Source organism: Phyllobacterium sp. OV277 (assembly GCF_900104355.1).
Lineage (GTDB): Bacteria > Pseudomonadota > Alphaproteobacteria > Rhizobiales > Rhizobiaceae > Phyllobacterium.
This window is the reverse complement of sequence record NZ_FNIY01000018.1, coordinates 1-23089: the sequence shown is the minus strand read 5'-3', so window position 1 is coordinate 23089 and position 23089 is coordinate 1. Positions and strand designations below refer to the sequence as shown.

18 protein-coding genes and 1 riboswitch are annotated in these 23089 nt (G+C 55.1%); of the genes, 9 read left to right on the top strand and 9 right to left on the bottom strand.

Annotated features, from left to right (window positions below; all coding sequences use genetic code 11):
• Positions 1-122: 122 nt before the first annotated feature.
• Positions 123-219, bottom strand: a riboswitch (glycine riboswitch).
• A 130-nt stretch (positions 220-349) separates the two neighbouring features.
• Positions 350-1357: an adenylate/guanylate cyclase domain-containing protein gene (locus tag BLU05_RS25445; protein ID WP_091886733.1), complete on the bottom strand. Its 1008-nt coding sequence runs from the start codon at positions 1355-1357 to the stop codon at positions 350-352.
• A 373-nt stretch (positions 1358-1730) separates the two neighbouring features.
• Here BLU05_RS25445 and BLU05_RS25440 point away from each other — a divergent pair, with 373 nt between their 5' ends.
• From BLU05_RS25440 to BLU05_RS25405, 8 genes are all read left to right on the top strand, one after another.
• Positions 1731-2735, top strand: a complete 1005-nt coding sequence (locus tag BLU05_RS25440) for an LLM class flavin-dependent oxidoreductase (RefSeq protein WP_091886730.1) — start codon at positions 1731-1733, stop codon at positions 2733-2735.
• Between the two features lie 15 nt (positions 2736-2750).
• Positions 2751-4103, top strand: coding sequence for an LLM class flavin-dependent oxidoreductase (locus BLU05_RS25435; RefSeq protein WP_091886727.1), 1353 nt, complete (start codon positions 2751-2753; stop codon positions 4101-4103).
• Positions 4103-5305 carry a M20 aminoacylase family protein gene (locus BLU05_RS25430; RefSeq protein WP_091886724.1) on the top strand — a complete coding sequence of 401 codons (1203 nt, stop codon included), beginning with the start codon at positions 4103-4105 and terminating at the stop codon, positions 5303-5305. Before BLU05_RS25435 ends, BLU05_RS25430 begins: the two co-directional genes overlap by 1 nt.
• Positions 5302-5853 (top strand): GNAT family N-acetyltransferase, encoded by a 552-nt coding sequence (locus tag BLU05_RS25425; RefSeq protein WP_091886722.1) that lies wholly within the window; start codon positions 5302-5304, stop codon positions 5851-5853. The genes BLU05_RS25430 and BLU05_RS25425 overlap by 4 nt, the downstream gene beginning before the upstream one ends.
• A 219-nt stretch (positions 5854-6072) precedes the next feature.
• Complete coding sequence (locus tag BLU05_RS26600; protein ID WP_091886719.1) at positions 6073-7878, top strand: amino acid ABC transporter permease/ATP-binding protein; 1806 nt, start codon at positions 6073-6075, stop codon at positions 7876-7878.
• Between the two features lie 41 nt (positions 7879-7919).
• Positions 7920-8855, top strand: coding sequence for an ABC transporter substrate-binding protein (locus tag BLU05_RS25415; RefSeq protein ID WP_091886717.1), 936 nt, complete (start codon positions 7920-7922; stop codon positions 8853-8855).
• Between the two features lie 43 nt (positions 8856-8898).
• A complete protein-coding gene (locus BLU05_RS25410) occupies positions 8899-9948 on the top strand; it encodes an LLM class flavin-dependent oxidoreductase (RefSeq protein WP_091886714.1) in 1050 nt (349 codons plus the stop codon).
• 35 nt (positions 9949-9983) lie between these two features.
• Positions 9984-10919 carry an ABC transporter substrate-binding protein gene (locus tag BLU05_RS25405; RefSeq protein WP_091886711.1) on the top strand — a complete coding sequence of 312 codons (936 nt, stop codon included), beginning with the start codon at positions 9984-9986 and terminating at the stop codon, positions 10917-10919.
• Between the two features lie 55 nt (positions 10920-10974).
• Here BLU05_RS25405 and BLU05_RS25400 read toward each other — a convergent pair whose 3' ends face one another.
• The 8 genes from BLU05_RS25400 to BLU05_RS25365 form a co-directional block, all read right to left on the bottom strand.
• Entirely contained in the window at positions 10975-13374 is a 2400-nt protein-coding gene (locus tag BLU05_RS25400; RefSeq protein WP_175540758.1) for an aldehyde dehydrogenase family protein, read from the bottom strand.
• Between the two features lie 11 nt (positions 13375-13385).
• Complete coding sequence (gene deoC, locus BLU05_RS25395) at positions 13386-14345, bottom strand: deoxyribose-phosphate aldolase (RefSeq protein WP_091886748.1); 960 nt, start codon at positions 14343-14345, stop codon at positions 13386-13388.
• Between the two features lie 41 nt (positions 14346-14386).
• Positions 14387-15400 (bottom strand): ABC transporter permease, encoded by a 1014-nt coding sequence (locus BLU05_RS25390; protein ID WP_091886709.1) that lies wholly within the window; start codon positions 15398-15400, stop codon positions 14387-14389.
• Positions 15387-16883 carry a sugar ABC transporter ATP-binding protein gene (locus tag BLU05_RS25385; RefSeq protein ID WP_210184638.1) on the bottom strand — a complete coding sequence of 499 codons (1497 nt, stop codon included), beginning with the start codon at positions 16881-16883 and terminating at the stop codon, positions 15387-15389. The genes BLU05_RS25390 and BLU05_RS25385 overlap by 14 nt, the downstream gene beginning before the upstream one ends.
• On the bottom strand, positions 16873-17868 hold the full coding sequence (locus BLU05_RS25380) for a sugar-binding transcriptional regulator (protein WP_091886703.1): 996 nt from the start codon (positions 17866-17868) through the stop codon (positions 16873-16875). The genes BLU05_RS25385 and BLU05_RS25380 overlap by 11 nt, the downstream gene beginning before the upstream one ends.
• On the bottom strand, positions 17865-19385 hold the full coding sequence (locus tag BLU05_RS25375) for an FGGY-family carbohydrate kinase (RefSeq protein WP_091886701.1): 1521 nt from the start codon (positions 19383-19385) through the stop codon (positions 17865-17867). The genes BLU05_RS25380 and BLU05_RS25375 overlap by 4 nt, the downstream gene beginning before the upstream one ends.
• 42 nt (positions 19386-19427) lie before the next feature.
• Positions 19428-20450 (bottom strand): galactitol-1-phosphate 5-dehydrogenase, encoded by a 1023-nt coding sequence (locus BLU05_RS25370; RefSeq protein WP_091886698.1) that lies wholly within the window; start codon positions 20448-20450, stop codon positions 19428-19430.
• A 70-nt stretch (positions 20451-20520) separates the two neighbouring features.
• Positions 20521-21516 (bottom strand): substrate-binding domain-containing protein, encoded by a 996-nt coding sequence (locus BLU05_RS25365; RefSeq protein WP_091886695.1) that lies wholly within the window; start codon positions 21514-21516, stop codon positions 20521-20523.
• 290 nt (positions 21517-21806) lie between these two features.
• On the opposite strand from BLU05_RS25365, the gene BLU05_RS25360 reads away from it, so the two are divergent.
• Positions 21807-22751 carry a threonine/serine dehydratase gene (locus BLU05_RS25360; protein WP_091886692.1) on the top strand — a complete coding sequence of 315 codons (945 nt, stop codon included), beginning with the start codon at positions 21807-21809 and terminating at the stop codon, positions 22749-22751.
• The last annotated feature ends 338 nt before the right edge of the window (positions 22752-23089 follow it).

The window sequence follows — 23089 nt, the reverse complement described above, 5'->3', positions numbered from 1 at the left end:
CGCCATAGAGCGGAACATTTCTTTGCCCCTCTGTCGGAAGCCTGAGAGACTCGCCCAGCCAGGACCCCTGACTGAACTTACACCTTCGGCGCGGAGTTTCCCCCGACTTTCCAGAGTTGCCTTCCCGGTTTGCGGTTCCTGGTACCTGAGAGATTTCGGGCGATTTCCCCTTCGGTGGCCTGCATATTTCTATGCACGACACTCTCCCGCAAACTGACAGAGCCGAAGCCCTCGACAGCCCGGACCATAGCGCAACGGCCTTTGCCTGTCATCGTGCAAATGGCCGATTTGCCGCTTTGTGGACAGAAATTGTCTGAATGAGAATACTCGCAAGCTGGACACCAGACTGTCACCGCGTCAGAGCGATCACCCCAAGGGCCTGCCCCCTGCCCTTTACGCCATGCAAACCCAGATAATCAGCTTTGATTTCATTGGATAAACTCATGCGCTGTGCCAAGTCAGTCGAGATCAAAACCGGTGCTTCCAGTGTCCGACAAAGACTTTCAAGGCGTGCTGTCGTATTCACCGTATCGCCAAAGTAGGTGATCTTGTGGTGATCGACCCCGATTTCGGCTGTGATGATGGGGCCTCCATGCAGCGCAGCACGCAAAGCTGGAACCTGCCCGAATCGCTCCAGCCATTGAGCCGTGTTCTTTTCGATTCCATCCAGAATATCAAAGACGCAGCGCACGCAGCTTGCGTCCTTAATGCCGCGATCGATAGGCCAGGTGATGATGGCAGCATCGCCGACATAATCATCAATGGCACCATGATGACGCCGGACCGGCTCGGCAAATGCAGCGAACAGTTCTCCAAGAAACTGCTGAGCCCGCAGATCTCCATATTCTTCGGCAAAAGTTGTCGACCCAACCAGATCGATGAACAGAAACACGCGTTCTTCTGCCACCGGCTGACGGTAGCGGCTGATGAGAAGGTTCGCAAAAATATCGCGGCCCAGCAAATCCCGCACCCGCAAAATGAATATCATGATGCTTAATACACCAAGCGTATAGAACAATACCTGCGGTGAAAGGATCGCGGCCTGCCAGAATGTTCCGTTGAGCCATCCGAAGTACCACAGAATTATACCGCAAACGGCATTACCAAAACTGATCAACACATAATCAGCTACCAATGCCGTCACGAGAAAGCCCGCCGTCGGCAATGTGTTTATCCATGCGCGCAGTTTTGGAAAGATAACGCCGCGCTCGAAAGCCAGAATCGGCGCACAAATCGAAAGGGCAAATATTGCGCCAATGTAATAGCCCTCGCTGTATACTATCAAACTGTAGAGATAGCCGCTCGCGGCAACTGCGGTAAGCACGAATATCCAGAAGCCGATCGAATTTCTGCGCATGCCCCGCTCCCATCTCATTCAAATTGTCAGAAACCTATCTCAAGGCGTGCTTCTAACGTCATTCCCTTATGCCTCACTGGATCAGTATTAGCCCAATAGACAGATGCTATAGCCTGTTATCCATTTGAAGAATTCATTGATAGACCAATACAAGTCACATCCCCATGTCGCGTGCAGTATTTCGGCTTGCAAGGGTGGCAGGTTGAAATTTAACCAATGAAGTGAAGAATATTAATACAGTTTCGCCGCTGTTTTTTAGCAAAGCGTTCTTTGACGCCCCCCGAAATTCGGGAAAATCTAACTGCCTCTGAAACGGAGTCCTAGCGCTCAATGGCGATGCGTGACTTCAATCAAATGGAGGCCATACCCTAAAATGGGCTATGCACTGAGTTTGCTCGATAAAAGTCCAATCCATGATGGCGAGACGGCCAGCACTGCGCTGAAACGCACAGTCGCGCTGGCCCGTCAGGCCGAACAATGGGGTTTTCATCGCTTCTGGGTTGCCGAACATCATGACACACCTGCTTTGGCAAGTTCCTCCCCTGAAGTGTTGATTGCCTTCCTGCTCGCCAACACAACACGCATTCGCGTTGGTTCTGGTGGTGTCATGCTGCAGCACTACAGCCCTTACAAGGTGGCAGAGAATTTCAATCTGCTTGCCGCCCTTGGACCGGATCGCGTAGATCTTGGCGTCGGAAAAGCGCCGGGCGGGCTGCCCTACTCGACCCGAGCCTTACAAGGCGTCATCCCCCGGTCCGAAAAACAAGACTTTGCGGCACAACTGGCCCAGCTCGGCGCATTCCTTGCGGAGGGTTTGCCCGAGGGTAATACACTTGCCGGTGTACGGGCAACGCCGCTCCCTACGGTGGCCGCCCACCGCTTCCTTCTCGGCGCCAGTGTTGACAGTGCTGAACTTGCTGCAGCCCAAGGTTGGGATTTTGTCTTTGCCAGCCACTTGAATGGCGATGAGACAGTGCTGCAACAGACACTCGATGCTTATCGAAAGAAGGCTCCAGATCGCTCACCTTTACTGGCAGTGGGCATTGTAGCGGCCGAAACCGATGCGGAAGCTGAGCGTCTCGTGGGCAACATCCAGCATTTCAAGGTTCATATCGAGAACGGCCAGAGCGTCACCGTCGGCAGCGTCGAGCAGGCGGAAGAATACGCCCGTCAGGCAGGCGCCACCAATTACCGGATCGAGAAGAAGACGCCCAATGTCCTGCGTGGTTCAGCGCATACGGTTACAGATCAGCTCGAACGCCTGCATGGCCGCTATGGCATAGGCGAATTCATCATCGACACCCCCATCAATGACGCCGCGAAGCGCCTCCGGTCCATCGAACTTCTGGCCCAGGCACAATTCGCTGCCGCTGCATAGTACGGAGATTTCAAAATGACCAAGCGACCCATTCCGTTCGGTGTGATGCTGCAAGGTGCAGGTGGTCATATGAACTCGTGGAAACACCCGAGTTCGCCTGTGGATGCCAGTGTCAATTTCGACTTCTTCGTGCGCAATGCACGCAAGGCCGAAGAGGCAGGTATCGCTTTCGCCTTCGTCGCTGACGGGCTTTACATCAACGAGAAGTCCATTCCGCATTTTCTCAACCGCTTCGAACCAATCGCCATCCTGTCTGCGCTGGCCGCGACTACGTCAAAACTCGGCCTCGTCGGTACAGTTTCGACCTCTTACAGCGATCCCTTCACCATTGCCCGGCAGTTTGGCTCGATTGACAAGATCAGCAACGGCCGTGCCGGCTGGAATGCCGTGACGTCGCCACTTGAGGGCTCGGCCAAGAATTATGGCCGCGATCATCCCGATCATGCACTGCGCTACGAAATCGCCGATGAACACCTTGAGGTGGTCAAGGGCCTGTGGGATTCATGGGACGATGATGCCTTTGTCCGCAACCGCGAAACAGGACAGTTCTTCGACAAGACCAAGCTGCATCGCCTGAACCATCATGGCCGGTTCTTCAACTCGGAAGGGCCTCTCAACATTAGTCGTTCCGCTCAGGGGCAGCCCGTTATTTTCCAGGCAGGATCGTCCGATGACGGCATTGATCTGGCTGGCAAGCACGCAGACGGCGTGTTCACCAACCATGTGCCGATCGAGGAAGCGCAAACCTTCTATCGCCGCGTCAAGCAGAGCGCCGTGGAGCATGGCCGCAAACCGGGCGATGTCCTGATCTTCCCAGGGATCGCACCAATCGTGGGCGCAACGGACGAGGAAGCGGAAGCCAAATACCGTGTGATCCGCGATCTCGTGACTGTCGACGAGGCCCTTGCCTATCTCGGACGTTTCTTCGACCACCATGATTTTAGCGCCTATCCGGTGGATGAACCTTTCCCCGAGCTTGGTGACATCGGCAAGAACAATTTCCGCTCTACAACCGACCGCATCAAGCGTAACGCCAAGGAAAAGGGCCAAACCTTGAGGGAAGTCGCGCTGGAAGTGACAACGCCGCGCAACGCCTTCACTGGCACGCCGCAGAAGATTGCCGACGAACTCATCCACTGGGTCGATACCGAAGCGGCCGACGGTTTCATTCTTGGCTTTCAGATTCTGACCGAAGGTCTCGAAGACTTTACCCGTGAGGTCCTGCCGCTGCTTGAAGAACGCGGCTATCACAACAAGGTGCTGCCGGGAACGACGCTGCGCGAGAATATTGGTCTCCCTTTCCGCGAAAGCCGGTACGCCAAACAGGATCAAGGCGCCAAACAACGCGTTAAAGAAACGGCGCTCTGATGGGTCAGCACACGGACAGGATTGGGGAAAAGATCGGCACTTATCTGGACGAGATGGTCGCTCTTCGTCACGATCTGCACCGGCACCCCGAGCTTGGCTACAACGAGCATCGCACCAGCGAACTCGTCGCAGACAAGTTGAATGACTGGGGCTATCAGGTGACCCGAGGCGTCGGCAAAACCGGCGTTGTCGGCACCTTGCAAAACGGCAATGGACCCAGGAAACTCGGCATTCGCGCCGATATGGACGCCCTGCCTATCGTTGAAGCAACCGGCCTACCCTATGCCAGCAGCACGTCTGGGAAAATGCACGCCTGCGGTCATGACGGCCATACGTCAATCCTCTTGACCAGCGCCCGCTATCTTGCAGAAACACGCGACTTCGCCGGTACACTCAACGTCATCTTCCAGCCAGCCGAAGAAGGTGGCGCCGGTGCGCGCGCGATGGTCCGCGATGGCCTGTTCAAGCGTTTTCCCTGCGACGCAGTGTTCGGCTTGCACAATTGGCCCGGCGTTCCCGCGGGTCAGTTCGGGTTCATCACGGGCCCCGCCATGGCTTCGGTGGACAAGGTGACGGTCCGGATTATCGGCAAGGGCGGCCATGGCGCAAGGCCGCAGGAAACCGTGGACCCGGTTATCGCCAGCGCATCCTTCATCATGGCGCTGCAAAGCATTGTGGCCCGCAACATCGATCCATTGGATGCTGCGGTGATTACAGTTGGTACCATCCATGCGGGTATCGCGCCCAACGTCATACCCGACAGTGTCGAGTTGGAACTGACGGTGCGCACATTCCGCAGAGAAGTGCGGGAAACCATCAAGGCCCGTCTCAACACCCTCGCCAAGGCACAGGCTGAAAGCTACGGCGCCGTTGCCGAGGTGGATTATCCAAGCGGCTACCCCGTGCTGGTCAATCATCCTCATGAAACAGCATTTGCCCGGCAGGTGGCGCTTGATCATTTCGGTGATGCGCGCATTGAAAAGGAATTCCGCCCGATTTCCGCCAGCGAGGATTTTGCCTTCATGCTGCAGGAAACGCCCGGTAGCTACCTATTCATCGGCAATGGCGATAGCGCTCCACTGCATAGCGCGCTCTATAATTTCAACGACGAGATCTTGCCTTCAGCCGCCCGGTACTGGGTGACGCTAACCGAAGCCTATCTTGCCAAAAATCCCTCCGACAAAAGCGCGAGACAATCATGACTGATGTTTTTGTTTACACCACGCCGAATGACAAACGCTCCCAACCTTTGATCGAAGCGCTGATCGTCGAGTATGAAACGCGCTACGGCAACTATTATGGTGAACCCGCACGCAACGAGTTAAGCCGTTATCCAGCCGAATTGTTCGCCCCTCCCCACGGCGCTTTCCTGCTCCTGATCCGTAACGGCGAAACAATTGGCGGCGGTGCGTTCAAGCGTTATGATGAACATACCGCTGAACTCAAGCGCATCTGGACCCATGCGGATCTTCGCCAGCAGGGGCTCGCGCGCAAAGTTGTCGTCGAACTGGAACAACAAGCCGCCCGCCAAGGTTACACACGCATTTACCTGACCACCGGCTTTCGCCAACCGGAGGCAAAAGAACTGTATCTGCGCTCCGGCTATACGGCACTTTTCGATGTCAATGCTGCGCCGGAAACCTATCGCCATCTGCCCTTCGAAAAGGATATCAGTGCATTGGCTGCGCAGCTTTCACAAGTAACAGATGGCGCTACGTCAGACCGTGATCTCCTGCGTCAGGCCGGATGATTTGACCGGCGCCACGATTGCGTCATCTGTGGGAATTCATGCTCAATACATCCTGTTCTTTGCAACAAAGCTTCTCTAACCACCCTGAATTCGCAGTCTGTCGTCTTTGACTGTTTCGCTTAAACACTACTAAATCAGTCGAGTAAAAGGTAATCCCGTACAAGTTTTCTTTCACGGGATTTCTCGACAGAGAAGTGTTGTACAGGGGAATTTGGAAGTATGGCGATTACAGCAGACTATTCGGGCGCGCATTCCGCGCAGCCCTCCGCCGCCGCGACCGAGGATTACACGCACTACAAGGTTGTGAAGGCAAAATATCCGGCGCGTTTCTTCGGAACATTAGTTGCCGCACTTATCATTGCTGTTACGCTCCAATCTATCCTGACGAACCCAAAATGGGGTTGGAACGTCTTCGCCGAATGGTTCTTCTCAGCACCGGTTCTCGCGGGGCTTGCACGCACATTGCTGCTGACCGCTTTAGGCAGCCTACTCGGCTTCGCGCTGGGAACAGCGCTTGCGCTTGCCCGCGTATCAAAATCTCCTCTCCTGTCGGGCCTCTCCTGGGCCTATATCTGGCTGCTTCGCTCCATACCCTTGATTGTTCTGCTGCTGATCCTCAACAATCTCGGCTACCTCTACGCAACTGTGCGGATCGGTGTTCCCTATACGGACATTCTCTTCGCCGAGTATCCAACGATCTCGATTCTCAGCCCGTTTGCAGCTGCCCTCATCGGCCTCAGTCTCAATCAGGCAGCCTTCTCCTCCGAGATTATCCGTGGCGGCATTCTGTCTGTTGATCAGGGGCAGCTGGAAGCAGCGGCGGCACTCGGTCTTTCCCGTCGCAGACAGGCATTGCGCATTGTCCTGCCACAGGCCATGCGCACGATCCTCCCCACCGGCTTTAACGAGATCATCGGTTTGGCGAAGGGCACATCGGTGGTCTATGTGCTGGCATTGCCGGAACTCTTCTACACCGTTCAGGTGATCTATCGACGCAATCTTGAAGTGGTGCCACTTCTGATGGTGGCAACGGTCTGGTATCTGATCATCATGACTGCCTTATCGGTAGCCCAGCACTATATTGAACGGCACTTTTCCAAGGGTGCGCTGCGCAATCCCCCTGCTCCGATTTTCCGCAAACTGTTCCGCAGGCTCTTTGGCGCACCGATCCTTGCCCGTCCGCAGACCGTGATCGTGTCGTCCCTGCAGAACGTCGCGGCGTCCAAAACCAGCGACCGCAGCATACCTCTCGCCAAATGGCGTACACCGGGATCAGTAAAAATTCAGGGTGTATCCAAGAGCTTTGGTCAGCTCAAGGTGCTTGATGATATCCGGCTCGATATCAAGGCAGGCAGCGTAACAGCCATTCTTGGCCCGTCCGGCTCGGGTAAATCCACTCTTCTGCGTACCATCAATCATCTTGAACGCGTCGATGATGGCTTCATCACCGTCGACAACGAGCTGGTCGGTTATCGCAAAAGTGGCAGGACGCTCTATGAGTTGAAGGAAAGGGATATTCTCAAGCGCCGTGCTGATATCGGCATGGTGTTCCAGAGTTTTAATCTGTTCCCGCATCTGACAGTTCTCGAAAATATCATCGAGGCCCCGGTTTCACTTGGTCACCTCACCCGCCCCGAAGCAATAAGCCTTGCTCGCGAACTGCTTGCCCGCGTTGGCCTCAGCGACAAGATTGATGCTTATCCGCGTCAACTCTCCGGTGGCCAGCAGCAACGCGTAGCCATCGCCCGGGCGCTTGCTCTCAGACCAAAGGTCCTGCTGTTCGATGAACCAACATCGGCGCTTGACCCCGAATTGGTGGGTGAAGTTCTCGACGTCATCAAGGAACTTGCCCGCTCTGGTACCACGCTGATCATCGTTACCCACGAGATCGGCTTTGCCCGGGAAGTGGCAGACACGGTGATTTTCATGGACGGCGGCAAGGTTATTGAAACCGGATCACCGGAACAGGTCCTGAACCGCCCGAGAAATGCGCGCACCAGCGAGTTTCTAGCCAAGGTTCTTTAAACCGCCACACCTAAAGACATAAAATATCAAGGGAATACAATATGTTGCTTCGCCCCTCTTTCATCTCCTTCGCCCTGGCAGTTCTCATCGCCACGGCATCAGGACTTGCTATGGTTCACGCTGAAGGTTTCGACCTCAGCCCCGATCAAAGCGGTAAGCCGCGGGCCGAGAAGAGTGAAAAGGTGATTGCGACGATCCCGGCAAGCTTCAAATTCGTTAAAGATGACACATTCACCGTTGGTATCAGCGTCGCGCATCCGCCGCTTAGTACCTATGCCACCGATGCCAAGACAGTCGTTGGCTATGATCCTGACTTTGCGCAGTTGATCGCCGATATCCTAGGCAAGAAACTCGAACTTGTTCCCATCGCCTGGGCAGATTGGCCGCTTGGTCTTCAATCCGGAAAATTCGATGCCGTCATTTCCAATGTGGGCGTAACCGAGCAGCGCAAAGAGAAATTCGATTTCTCCACCTATCGTCTCGGCTTGCATGGCTTCTACGTCAAAGCCGATAGTCCGATCACCTCGATCAAGGAACCAAAGGACATTGCGGGACTCAAGATCATCACTGGTTCCGGCACCATTCAGGAGAAAATCCTGCTCGAATGGGACAAGCAGAATGTTGCCAGGAGTCTGAAGCCTGTCGAACTGCAGTATTATGACGATGACGCGGTGAGTGCGCTCGCCATTCAATCTGGCCGTGCAGATGCGGAGTTCAATCCCAACGCACCGCAAGCATATCGTGCCGCTATCGATCACAAGATCAAACTGGTTGGAACAGTGAATGCCGGATGGCCGCTCATTGCAGATGTTGCAATCACCACCCGTAAGGAAAGCGGCATTGCCGATAGCCTGACAGCTGCAATCAACGAGCTGATTGCTGACGGTAAATATGCGCAGTCACTCGCGCGCTGGCAGCTTACCCCCGAAGCCCTCGACAAATCGCGGACAAACCCACCCGGCTTGCCGAAAATCTGATTGGCCGACCATCAGTTTAAGCGCCAACAACAAGGTCTTCCCTATGACGCATACTTCTCTTTCCATCAATCATGTGGGCTTCCTGACACCGGGAAACTATCGGGACGACGATCCGCACGAAGGATTGGAGAACACACTCCGTCTGCTGGAATTCGGCGAGAAGCTGGGATTTGACAGCGGCTGGGTGCGGCAGCGGCATCTTGAACACGGCATATCCTCTGCGGGTGTGTTCCTTGCAGCGGCAACACAGAGAACCAACCGTATCCAGTTGGGCACAGCGGTCATTCAGATTGGCTACGAAAGCCCGTATCGCCTTGCGGAAGACCTGTCGACCGTTGACGTCCTGTCGCGTGGCCGCCTCAACATAGGTCTGAGTGCTGGGACACCGGCCCATGCGGACCTGCTCGGACCACTGGTATTTGACGGCAACTGGAAGGATTTCGATCTTTCTCACGAGCGCGTCATCCGTTTTGCCAATAATCTGCGCGGCGAATTCCTTGCTGATCTCGAGACATTCATCGCGACACCGGGTGGGCCGCAGCGACCACGCCTGCAGCCCCACGCCGAGGGTTTGGTCAATCGTGTCTGGTATGGCGGCGGGTCTTTGCGATCCGTCGGCTGGGCAGGCAAGAACGGCTTCAATCTGATGATCGGCAATGTCACAGCTGGCGAAAACACCGACAATTTCTATGAAGCTCAGGGGCGTCAACTCGATGCTTATCACCAGAATCTCGACGGAGCGTTCCGACGCGTATCCCTCGGGCGTGTCATTGTTCCCACGGATAGCGCCGATGCGGCCACCCGGAAGAAATATGCTGAATATGCGGCTAGCCGCTATCAACGCACACTGAAACCGCAGGGCGACAGGCGGACCCTGTTTCCGCAGGACCTTGTCGGGACGTCGGAGCAAATTCTCGAACAGTTGTTCAATGACCCTATCATTGCGCGTGTCGGGGAATTGCGGCTCGAACTGCCCTACGAATTCAAACAACACGAATACGAGCAAATCCTCTCCGATTTCATCACCAAAATCGCTCCGGAAATCGGCTGGGGCGATCAGCCCGTGCGCATCAGCGCGGGGGCACGGCGCTGAACAACAACCAACAAACCACACTCAAGGGGTTATCCATGACCAACAGACTAAAACTTATATCTTTTGTCGCAGGGGCTTTCATTGCCGCAACGACAGGGCTTGCCTTCGCAGCAGGCGACGGCTTCGATCTGAGCCCTGACCAGAAAGACCGCGTGCGGGCGGAGAAAAACGAGAAAGCCATCGAGGCGGTCTCCAAAGGTTTCAAGTTCGTCAGCGACGGCAAGCTCACCATCGGGCTCCATCCTTCCAACCCGCCACTCAGCACCTATGCCAACGACGCCACAACTGTTGTCGGCTTTGACGTCGATCTCGCACAGTTGGTGGCCGATAGTCTCGGCCGTGAATTGGTACTCGTCCCCGTCGCCTGGGCCGACTGGCCGCTTGGGCTTGAATCCGGCAAGTTCGACGCGGTGATCTCCAACGTTACCGTTACCGAACAGCGCAAGGAGAAGTTCGATTTCTCCACATATCGCAAGGACGAGCTTGGTTATTACGTAAAAGCGGACAGCACCATCAAAGCCATTAAAGAGCCAAAGGACATTGCCGGGCTGAAGGTGATCACGGACGCCGGTACCAATCAGGAGAAAATCCTGCTGGCCTGGGACAAGGAAAATGTCGCCAAGGGCCTGAAGCCCATCGAAGTCCAGTATTATGACGATGATGCGGTCAGCACACTTGCCATCCAGTCTGGCCGCGCCGATGTGGTGTTCAGCGTGAATGCTACGCAGGCCTACAAGGCCAAGGTGGGCGGCAAGACCAAGCTGGTTGGTACTGTCAGCGGTGGTTGGCCCATCACTGCCGAAGTTGCCGTAACGACGCGCAAGGCCAGCGGAGCCGCTGATGGCATCACTACCGCACTCAACGCGGTGATCGCCAATGGCAAATACAAGCAGGTTCTCGATCGCTGGAATCTAGGCTCGGAAGCCATCGACAAGGCTGCTACCAATCCGCCCGGTCTGCCAAAGAGCTAAAATCATTGAAATCAAAAAGACCGCAGCGGTTAGCGCCGCTGCGGTCTTTCTTGCGTTATTCGCCGTAGGGCACCCAGATGTTTTTCACCTGAATGGCGCGGCGCAGATAGTCCTTGCCCTGCCCCTGTTGCGTATTCAGCCAATCACGCTGGCGGTCATTGTTCACCCATGTGGCTTTCAGATTGCCGCAGGATGCTTTTTCAACCATCGCGCTGCCATCCTTCGAGCCGACATACCAGAGCGCATCGACTTCATCGTGTTCAGCCAGTGTTTTAGCCAGAACATCGCGCTCACCAGTGACAATGTTCACCACGCCGCCTGGAACATCTGAGGTATCCAGCACCTGATAGAGATTGGCAGCCAGAAGCGGATGTTTGGTCGATGGGACGGCTACGACACGGTTGCCCATGGCGATTGCTGGCAAAACCAGTGAAATGAATGACAGCAACGGTTGATCATCCGGGCAGACAATGCCCACAACGCCCCATGGTTCGTTCATTGCCAAGGTTACATGGCGGGACTTGGTGGAATGCACCGCGCCATCATATTTGTCGGATTGAGCCGCATAATAGAAGATACGGCGCAGCGCGGTTGCGAACTCTTCAGCCGCAGCTTTCGGCGTAACACCAGTGCTTTCTACCAGCAATGCCTCGAATTCGGTTTGCCTCGCACTGAGGTTTTCGCCGAGATAGTAAAGCACCTGCGCGCGGTTATGCGCTGTCACACCACCCCATGAACCGGCCTTGGCAGCTGCTTCAACGGCATTGCGAATATCCTTGCGATTACCGATGCCAGCCTGACCGATAATCTGCCCACCCTTGCCGATGACGGAATAGCTGTACCCACCATCAGGGCGGGCCTGCTTGCCGCCAACATAGTTTTTGACGGTGCGGTCGATCGAACTGCCAAGGGCGATTTTCGCTTCACCGTCAGGCGCGGCCGATGGTTTGAATGCCTGTTCTGCTTTGCCCAGTGGCAGGCGCTTTTCCCAATCGGCAGTCAGATATTCATAAAGCCCTTCGCGTCCGCCTTCACGGCCATAGCCGCTTTCGCGATAACCGCCAAAACCGGCACCGGCATCGAGAAGGTTGGTCGAATTGATCCAGACAACACCTGCCTTGACCCGCGCCGCCATATCAAGCGCAAGATTGATATTCTCAGACCAGATTGATGCGGCCAACCCATACTTGGTATTGTTGGCAAGTGCGATGGCTTCATCCGGCGTGCGGAACGTCGTCGCCGTGGCGACGGGACCGAAAATCTCTACTTCACAAACTGTCGATGCAGGCTCTACATCGGTGAAGAAAGCAGGCGCAAAAAAAGCACCCTTGGTCGGCAGCGTTACCGGCGCCTGCCAGAGCGTGCCGCCCTCGGTCTTACCCTGTTCAACCAGTGATGTAATGCGCTTCAATTGTCCCTTGGAGACGATAGCACCAACATCCATTGTCTTATCAAGCGGATCGCCAACCCGCAGTGTTTCCATGCGCTTGCGCAACTTCGCATAGAAATGCTCAGCAATGCCTTCCTGAATGAGAATGCGCGAACCGGCACAGCACACTTCACCCTGATTGAACCAGATGGCATCAACCACACCTTCGATAGCGCCATCAATATCGGCATCTTCGAACACGATGAAGGGCGACTTGCCGCCAAGTTCCAGTGACAGCTTCTTTTCAGAACCGGCAATCTGCTCGCGGATGATACGGCCAACTTCGGTCGAGCCGGTGAAGGCCACCTTGTCGATATCATCATGACCGCAGATTGCAGCGCCTGTCGCGCCATCGCCGTGAACGATGTTGACCACACCGGCAGGCAGGCCCACTTCATGGCAAATCTCGGCAAAAGCAATGGCTGTCAATGGCGTCAGCTCAGCTGGCTTCAGAACAACTGTGTTACCAGCAGCAAGCGCCGGAGCAATCTTCCATGCGAGCATCAGCAGCGGGAAATTCCACGGGATCACCTGTCCGCAGACACCCACAGGCGAGAAGCCCTCGAACTCTGTCTCGACCATCTCCGCCCAACCGGCGTGATGATAGAAATGCCGGGCAACCAGCGGAATATCGATATCGCGGGTTTCGCGGATCGGTTTGCCATTGTCCATGGTCTCCAGCACGGAGAAGAAGCGCTCACGCTTCTGGATGTGACGGGCAATCGCGTAGAGATATTTAGCGCGTTCATGCCCTGACAGCTTCGACCATTTACCGAATGCTGCACGCGCCGCTTTCACCGCCTCGTCAACATCGCCGTCAGTACCATGGGCAACCTTTGCGAGTACGGCATCATTGGCCGGATTGATAACGGCAAATGTCTCACGTCCATCAGTGCCGGTGAACTTGCCATTGATGAAATGGCCAAAACCCTTCGCATTGGCATCAAGCCAATTCTGGACATCGGTATTGCTTTCTGGTGCGGGGCCATATTCCATCGTGCGAAGAATATCCTTGATCTGTCCCATAGTCGTTTTCCTCAAGCGAGTGCGTGGCGCGAAGACGCCGAGTAGCGGCCCGTCACATAATGTTCCAACTGCCGTTCGATATCACCAAGCATCGAGCTGGCTCCGAGCCGGAACAGGTCCGGCTGCATCCATGGCAGTCCTAATTCTTCTTTCATCAGGATCAGCCAGTTCATGGCGTCTTTGGCGGTTTTCATGCCACCGGCAGGCTTGAAACCAACGATCTGGCCGGAAAGCTCGCCATAATCCCGCAAGGCACGCAGCATCACCAGACTGACGGGAAGCGTGGCGTTCACGTCCTCCTTGCCGGTTGATGTCTTGATGAAATCTGCTCCGGCCTGCATCGCAACCATCGAAGCGCGATACACATTGCGCAATGTGTTCAGATCACCCGTCGCCAGAATGGCTTTCATATGCGCCTCGCCCGAAGCCTCGCGCATTTGGGAAATCTCGTCATAAAGCGCCGACCAGTTCTGGGTCAGAACATGTTCGCGCGTGATGACGATATCAATCTCCTTGGCACCTTCACCAACGGCGTAGTGGATTTCGGCCAACCGCTGCGGCAATGGCGTCAAGCCAGCGGGAAAACCCGTCGCAACTGATGCAACCGGGATGCCGGAACCTTCGAGAGCCTTGACCGCATGGGAAACCATGGTCGGATAGACACAGACAGCACCGGTCGTGATATTCGCATCGGCAAGACCAAGCGCTTCAAGAATGTCATCGCGAACCGGCTTCTTTGCTTTGGCACACAGACGGCGAACACGGCCAGCCGTATCGTCACCGGCAAGGGTGGTCAGATCAATGCAGGTGATCGCCTTGACCAGCCATGCCGCCTGATACTCCTTCTTGACGGTCCGTCTCGTCGTCAATGTCGCGGCACGACGTTCCGTTGCAGAACGGTTGACTGCAATATCCTCGAACCAATCAGGCAGCAGTTTCGTGCCGGTGTTACGCGCGTGGGAATGTGGCATTTGGATTTCCGTGCCCTTTTGGACCAATGGTTGTTGCGTGTTCATCCCCGACCCTTCCTGTGATCGATGAAGCGATTGAGCAAGATGGCTGCAACGATGATAATACCGGTCACAGTCATCTGGTAGAAGGAGCCCAATCCCAGAAGATTGAATATGTTGCGGAGAACCTGCAGCAGCATGACGGCAAAAAATGTACCGAGCACGCCACCGCGTCCACCGAAGAGACTTGTACCACCGAGCACAACGGCAGCGATAGCGTCAAGCTCAAGTCCTTGAGCCGCCGTCGGCTGACCGATACGCAGGCGTGATGTCAGAAGAATACCGCCAAGTGCCGCCATGAAACCGGAGACGGCGAAAACTGCGGTGATCATGAACCGCGTCGGCAGGCCGGAAAGCCGAGCAGCTTCAGGATTGCCACCTGTGGCAAACACGTACTCGCCGAAAACGGTAAAACGAAGCACCAACCCGGCAACAATGCAAAGAACAATGAAAATTAACCCCATTGATGACAGGGAGAAGCCGGGGAAAAGCGGGATCATCGTCGAGCTGATCGACGCAAACCCCTGCGGCAGACCGCTCACCGGTACACCGTCGGTCATGAGGTATGTGATACCTCGAAACGAAACGAGCCCCGCAAGGGTCACGATAAAGCTGGGCACTTGAGCGAGCGCACTGATTGCACCCATCCCGGCACCGCAGGCTGTGCCGACGAGAGCCGTTATTGCGACTGCCACGAATGGATCAAATCCGTGCGACATGAGCACTGCAACCAGCATACCGCAAAGCGCGACAACGCTGCCGACGGACAGATCGATATTGCCGGTCAGAATGACGAAGGTCATGCCTATGGCAACCAAGCCAACAACAGCCGCCTGCTGAAACAGGTTGGCGATGTTGGTGAAGGTTAGAAAGTTGCTCGAAAGCGACGCTGCGATAACAACGACTGCCAGAAAGATGACGATGAAATTATACTCGATTGCCAGATCGACAAGGCGTTTGCCGAATGCCGGCGACGGCGTATCAGCCGGCGACAATGCGGTTTCAGTGTTGGACATGATTTTCACCCAGAATTGTTGCCCTTAATATCGTGTCACGGTCCACGATCGAAGGATCGTATTTGCCGATGTTGCGGCCTTCATGAAATACCCAGATGGTGTCGCAGGCGGCGTAGAGTTCGTCGAGTTCGCTGCTCGCAACGATGACGGCCGCTCCTTTCGCCGCAAGCCTGTCAACGAGGTTGTAGAGATCAGCCTTAGCGCCGATATCGAGACCGCGGCTCGGTTCATCCAGAAGCAGGACCCTCGCGCCATTGATGATCCATTTGGCCAGAACAACCTTCTGTTGATTGCCACCGGAAAGCTGCACAACAGCCTGTTCCGGTCGCCCATATTTGGTCGAAAGGCTTTTAAGAACCGGCGTCGTCTTTTGTTTCTGATGGGAATGGCGTGTCAGCCAGCTTTCGCGCATGGAAGGCAACGTCGCATTCTTGTAGATCGGCGCATGAAGAACCAGCCCTTCCGTCTTGCGATTTTCCGGCACAAGACCAATGCCACTGCGAATAGCATGGGCCGGATGACGCGGATGGAACAGCTTGCCTTCCAGCTTGATTTCGCCTTCGAAGCTATTGGCACCGAAAAGCGACTTCAGGAACGATGTGCGGCCGGAACCATTAAGACCAGTCAGGCCAACCACCTCGCCCCAACGCACGTCAAGGCCACTGATATCGAGACCTTCCGGCCCGCGCAGCCTGTTGACACGCAGCGCTACGTCGCCGGTAACTGGTTCGCGCACTTTTCGTTCGATCAGGGATCGTTGTTTGCCAATGATCGCTTCGACCAAGGCGCTATCGCCGGTATTTTTTACATCGAATGTCTCGATGGTCCTCCCACCCCTTAACACCGTAACCCGATCGCCGATTTCGCGCAGTTCACCAAGGCGGTGGCTGACATAGAGTATGGCAACCCCTTGTTTGACAAGTTCGCGGATGACTGCAAACACGCTGGCAAGCTCGGTTTCGTTGAGGGATGCCGATGGCTCATCCATGATGATGATCTTGGCGTCCATAGTCAGCGAGCGGGCAATAGCTGTTAATTGCTGGTTGGCAACCGACAGGGTTTCAACCCGGGCTTCCGGTTTGAAATTTGCGCCAACGCGCTTTAAGGCCACGGCGGCTCTTTCCCGGCGTTCCCTGTGGTTGATCAATCCAAAGCGACCGGGTGCATGGCCAAGAAACAGGTTCTGCTCGACGGTCAATTGCGGGACCAGATCCAGCTCCTGATAGATCATGGAAATGCCAAGCCGTGCTGCCTGCGCGGGCGAATGCAGATCAACGGGCTTGCCATCGAGTAGCAGCGAGCCATCTGTCGGACGGAAGGCTCCGGCGATAATCTTCAGCAAGGTTGATTTTCCAGCGCCATTGGCACCAAGAAGACAATGCACCTCGCCGGCACGAACATTCAGCGAGGCCGATTCCAATGCGATGATGTTGGGCAAGAACTTCTTCGACACTTGCTGAACCGTCAGAACATCAATCGTCACTTCTGGCCTCCAATGCATAGTGAGCGGTGGCCTCGTCGGTGACAATGACAGAGACATAACCGGCTTTCAGCGCAGCAAGTGCGATCTGAAGTTTCTCCTCACCCGCAACGACACCAATCGAACGCTGCTTGGTCTTGAGATAGTCAAGCCGCAACCCAACCGTGCGGTCATCGATCGTCTGGTCAACGATGTTGCCGTCCTTGTCGAGGAAGCGGCCGAGAATATCACCGACAGCGCCCGCGTCTTTCAATCGGTCAATATCTACCTCTTCAAGATATCCGGAGCTGAGAAGGACAGAATCATGGGTGATGCCACCCATACCGAAACAGACCACATCGGCCTCTATCGCCAGCTTGAGCACACGCTCGATAATCGGGTCTTCCTCAAGCACTTCACGGGTGGTTTTCTTGCCGACAATGGCAGGGACAGGCAGTAGCGTTGCGATACCATTACCAGCCTTGGCGAATTCCTCGGCAACGGCACTTGTATGGGTTGAAGTGGACCGCAGATTTGTCGAACCATTTACCAGAACGACATGCACACCGGGGTTCCAGTTGTTCGGCAGAAATTTAGCAACCGCCGACATGGTGCGCCCCCAGGAAACACCGATCAGATCGGCCTTGGGGTTGAGACCAGCCAGATATTTGGCCGTAGCCTGCGCCACACTTTCCATAAGAAGAGCTGAATCGGTCGTTCCGCCTGATGGAACCACAATGGCGTCGCGCAGACCGAATTCCTGCTGCAGTCGTACCTCAAGTTCCGTTTTGCGATAGGCGCGCGGCGTAATCTCAATGCGGACAACGCCCAGTTCCTTGGCTTCAATCAGCAACCGGCCAACCTGCCAGCGTGTCAGGCCAAGCTCCGTGGCAATCTCGCTCTGTGTCCGCTCAAGATCATAATAGAGCTTGGCGACACGCACCATCAGATGCTCCCGCTGCTCATCGGAGGGTAACCGGACAGATGGATTGATCCGAGCGTCGTTCATGATGCAGCCCCTGCCAATTGCCTGCCGCTCAATGTATGCAGCGTCGGCATCAATGTTTCGGTTGTGTCCCGATAAAGCCCTATCGTATCGCGATACCGCTGACCGCGCACGGGGTCAGGGTGAACTTCTCTCGTCGGTGCTGCACAGGCTTCCGATGCAGAGATAAGATCAGGAAACAGCCCAAGTGCGTGGGCGCAGCAGACGGCTGTTCCAATAAGCGAGAGGTTGTCATCTCCAGCCACATGAACAGGTCTACCGATGGCGTCGATTGTCGCCTGTAGCCACAATGCATTCTTGCAAATGCCGCCAGCCATCACGATCCGCTCGACGGAGACACCGCGCTCTTCCAGCACAGCGATAACATTGGCAGAGCCAAGCGCGATGGAATCGACAGCCGACGAATAGATGTCCGCCCTGTTATGACCGAGCGACAGGCCGAGTATTGCCCCGCGCAGATCTGCGTCGCGATAAGGTGTGCGATTTCCCATCCAGTAATCAAGCGTCAACAATCCCGAATTCTGCTTCGAAACGGCGGATGCCTCACGAATGAGATCACGATGACCCTGTTCATCCAACCCGAAAATCTTGCTGCTGAACCAATTCAGGATCGAACCGGCCGAAACCTGACCAGCTTCGACGAGCCATAATCCATCGACAAGCGCATTGGGATAAGGTCCCCAGAAGCCCGTTACATTGCCCTGCTCTTTCAAGTGGGTCAGATGCACGACAGATGTTCCGCCGATGATCAACATGCCGCCCGCAGCAACAGTCCCTGCACCCAGCACGCCGATATGAGCGTCAATGCCGCCTTGAGCGAGCAGTGGTGACGATGTGACGCCAAGCGCAGCCGCGATCTCAGGCTTCAATGAGCCGATCGTATCGCCGACCGGAACAATCCTCTGTGGCAGCTTGTTCTGCAATTCGGGAACGCCAAGCGCTTCGTAAATCTCGGAAACAAAAGCGCCATTCTTGGAATCGTAATTCCATTTGCAGGCGGCGTTCATGCGCGAGCCTACCCACTCACCGCACAGCCGGTAATTGATAAAATCCAGAGCCTCACAGATGATATCCGCCTGGCCAAAGATAGTGCGCTCGTGTTCGGCCAGCCACATCGCCTTTGGAACAAGCCATTCGACTGCATCACCCCCACCGCTATAGGCCATAACCGGATGTTTGACCTTTTCCGTCGCACGCGCCTCTTTTGCAGCACGGCAGTCCATCCATAAAATAGCAGGATAAAGCGGCGCGCTGTTCCTGTCACAGACCACAACGGACGACGCTGTTGTGGCAACACAAACTGCCGCTATTTCTCCCGATCCGCATTGCTCGACTGCCTGGCGGCCCGCCGTCAAAAGCGCGTTCCACCATTCATCTGGCTGCTGTTCGGCCCAACCTGCGTGGGGATATGTGGTGGAATAGCTTGCCTCCGACAGCGAGAGCATGGTCTTGCGCTCGACATCGTAAACACCGGCGCGGACTCCTCCCGTGCCAAGATCAAAGTTCAGGACAAGTGTCATCCTGCCAAATCCTCCCTCGATACCCTGCCTCTTCCCAAAGTCTCAGGGCCGGAACATGACTTTTGAAAAGAACAAACCCCTGTCAGTCCGGAATTTTTCGAACATGCCCGGCAATTCAGCAAGGTCAAGATCATGGGTAATCATGAATTCCCATTCGAGTTCGCCAGAACCAAGTTTTTCCAGCGTAACCGTCCATTGTGGCCCCGGATAAGGGGCGCCGAACGAGTTCCACGAGCCATGCAGCGAGACTTCCTGCCGGAGGAAATGTTGGAAGGTTTTGTTGTCGAGGGGTACATCGGCAACCGGAATTCCAATGAAGACCACATGACCGCTCGGCGCGGCCATTTTCACAGCCATATTGATCGAGGATGGATGTCCTGCAGCTTCAATAATCGTATCGCAAAGCAGGCTCGCTGGAATGTCTGCTCCAGAGAGAAATGTATGCGTCGCGCCCGCGCGCCGCGCCATATCAAGTTTTTCTTCCGACACATCGACGGCAACGACTTCGCTCGCACCCATCAGTTTGAGCCATTGTATGGCAAACAAGCCAATCGGCCCGCAACCAATGACGCCGCCACGCTGCCCCATGCCTATGCCACCCGCTTTCCAGATAGCATGAATGGCAATTGATGCAGGATCAGTCATCGCAACCGCGCGCGGATCGATCCCCTTCGGTGTCTTCAAAAGGTTGGAAACAGGAACACAGACAAATTCCGCATAGGCCCCGTCGCGCCGCGAGCCGAAATAGTCATAGTCGCGGCAGCGCGAAAACTGCCCCTTCTGGCACTGGTCGCATTTGAAACATGGCAACATCGGCGGAATGGCCACCAATTCGCCAAGGTCAAAACCCTCAACCCCTTCCCCAAGCTCAGTAATATGACCCGAAAACTCATGACCGCAGATGAGCGGCATCTTATGCGCGCCTTTGATCAGCATGCGCGGCAGATCCGACCCGCAGACACCAACAGAAGCAACGCGGACGATCACATGGCCCGGCTTGATCTGCGGTTCTGGGACTTCTTCAAGGCGTATATCGCCGGGGGCATAAAGAACTGCTGCACGCATGACATGATCCTGTGGGTATTAATGAGAGGAGCTGCGAAGCAAATCTGCTCCGCAGGCTCGAGAGACGGCCTTACTGACCGAGAACTTGCGGGCGATATTCGGCAAACAGTCCAGTACGCGGGAAACCCGCAACATTCTTGGGTGTTACCAATGTCGTGCCCGCATCAACGAATTTCGAAACAGGCTTCTTGGCTGCCGCTTCACGCGCCACCTGAATCGTCACATCGCCGAGATATTTCGGATCGTTCAGTGCCGAGCCGATATAGTTGCCGCCATCAGCGATAATGCCAAGCGCTTCGGAAAGTCCGTCCACGCCAGCGACCAGAACGTCGTTGCGATTGTTTTCCTTGAGAACCTGCAAGGCACCGAGCGCCATATCGTCATTATGCGCGTAAACAACCTTCACATCCGGATTGGCCTGAAGCAAATCCTGCATGGCTGTTACCGCATTGGCACGGATATATTCGGCATAGGGGCCTTCAACAATTTTGTGGCCTGTTCCTTCAATGGCACTGTGAAAACCATCGCGCCGGTCCATCATCACCGCACCGCCTGCGTCGCCCTGAATCTCGATGATCTTGGCTTTCTCAACGCCGTCAGCCTTGAGACGTGCAACAACGGCTTCACCGACCAGCTTGCCCATATTCTTGTTGTCGCGGCCAACATGAGCGGTAACACCCTGACCATTGACACTGCGGTCAACGGTGATCACCGGGATACCTGCAGCAACAGCTGCTTCAAGCGATGGCACGACGGCATCGGGATTAACAGGGTTGATGATCAGCGCATTCACACCTTGAGTGATCAAATCCTGAATATCGTTGTTCTGTTTGCTGACATCACCATTGGCGTCGAGAAAAACCAATGTATCGCCGCCGGCCTTGGCTGCCGCCTCCGCTCCAGTCTTGAGCTGCACATAAAAAGGCGACTGCAGCGTCACCTGACTGAACCCGATTTTCAAGCCTTCAGCATTGGCGGCAGTGATGGTCATACCGAGAGTCGCCATCAATGAAATAGCGGTTCCGGCAAATGCGAATCTGAACAAAAAGGTGCGGCGGTTGAGCATGGTTTTCCTCCCCAGGAACTCAATTTTCCAATGAATCTACATTTGAGCAAATATCGCTCATTTGTTAATTTAGATAATCAGAAGTTGCATGATGAGTCAACGCGGTTAGAAGAAACCTCACAGAAAGATGCGTAATAATTTGAAATCATTATGCTTTTTAGATCAGAACAGTTGCCGTTTGAACGCAAGCCGTTAAAAACTTGAAATGTGAGGATTGGCTGCAAAACAACAGAACTTGCATTTGCAGGTTAGAGCACTCTATTCTGATGTCTCCGCATCGCGAGTTGTCCATGTCCAGCCCAACACAAATTACCCCCGAACGCATCGTCGAAACCGAGCGCCTTATTCGGCCACATATCCGGCATACGCCTGTCATACGTGCCGATCTTGTCGACTTCGGAATGCAACCATGCAGCATCGACCTCAAACTCGAATTTCTGCAGCATTCGGGTTCGTTCAAGGCGCGTGGCGCCTTCACCAATCTGCTCACTCGCCCTGTGCCAGAGGCTGGTGTCGTGGCAGCTTCAGGCGGCAATCACGGTGCGGCTGTGGCGTACGCCGCCATGCGGCTTGGTGTTCCCGCAACCATATTTGTTCCCAATGTTACTGCAGCCGCCAAGGCTGAACGTATTCGCGGTTATGGTGCGAATCTCATTATAGGTGGCGATCGTTATGCCGATGCTCTGGCCGCCAGCGAGCAATTCGTGGCAGAGCACAACGCTATGCCAATTCACGCGTTTGATCAGCCGGAAACATTGCTTGGTCAGGGAACGCTTGGTCTGGAAATCGAAGCGGACCTGCCCGATATTACAACCCTGCTGGTGGCGGTGGGCGGCGGTGGTCTCATTGGCGGGATCGCTGCATGGTTTCGCGGTCGTATCAAAATTGTAGCTGTCGAGCCGGAAGGTTCGCCAACCTTACACAATGCCTTGGGTGCGGGAAAACCTGTCGATGCGCCTGCGGAAGGTATTGCCGCTGATTCCCTCGCACCCAAACGCGTCGGAGAATTGATGTTTCCGTTTGCTCAAAACTTTATTGAGCATTCGATACTGGTATCGGACGATGATATTCGCGCCGCTCAACGCGCGCTTTGGGAACGGCTTCGCATTGTTGCTGAACCGGGCGGAGCAGCGGCCTTCGCCGCACTTTTATCGCAGAAGTATATTGCAGGGCCAGATGAACGTGTTGGTGTTCTATTGTGCGGTGCCAATAGCGGCGCGGTACGGTTTGACTGACGATAGAGCTCTATTTCTTTCGCTATTATAGCCCCTTATAAACGCGAATAGCCCCGCTTTATGCGGGGTTCTTGATTGTGTTTTGGATTGTTGACTTGCTTGAAGAAGCTAGTTTTGGTTTGATATTTGGGAGTTTGGGGGAATGATTTGCCCGCTGGTGTCTTTAGACAGCGCCGTGGGTTGTTTTGCGGGCTTTGGCTTCCGGTTCTCGCCCTTCCTGTTGAGCGGCTGGCGAGGAGATCGGTGTTTTGAGAAGCTTGTTGGTTTTCTATTTGGAAGGTTTGGTTGCGGGGACAGGATTTGAACCTGTGACCTTCAGGTTATGAGCCTGACGAGCT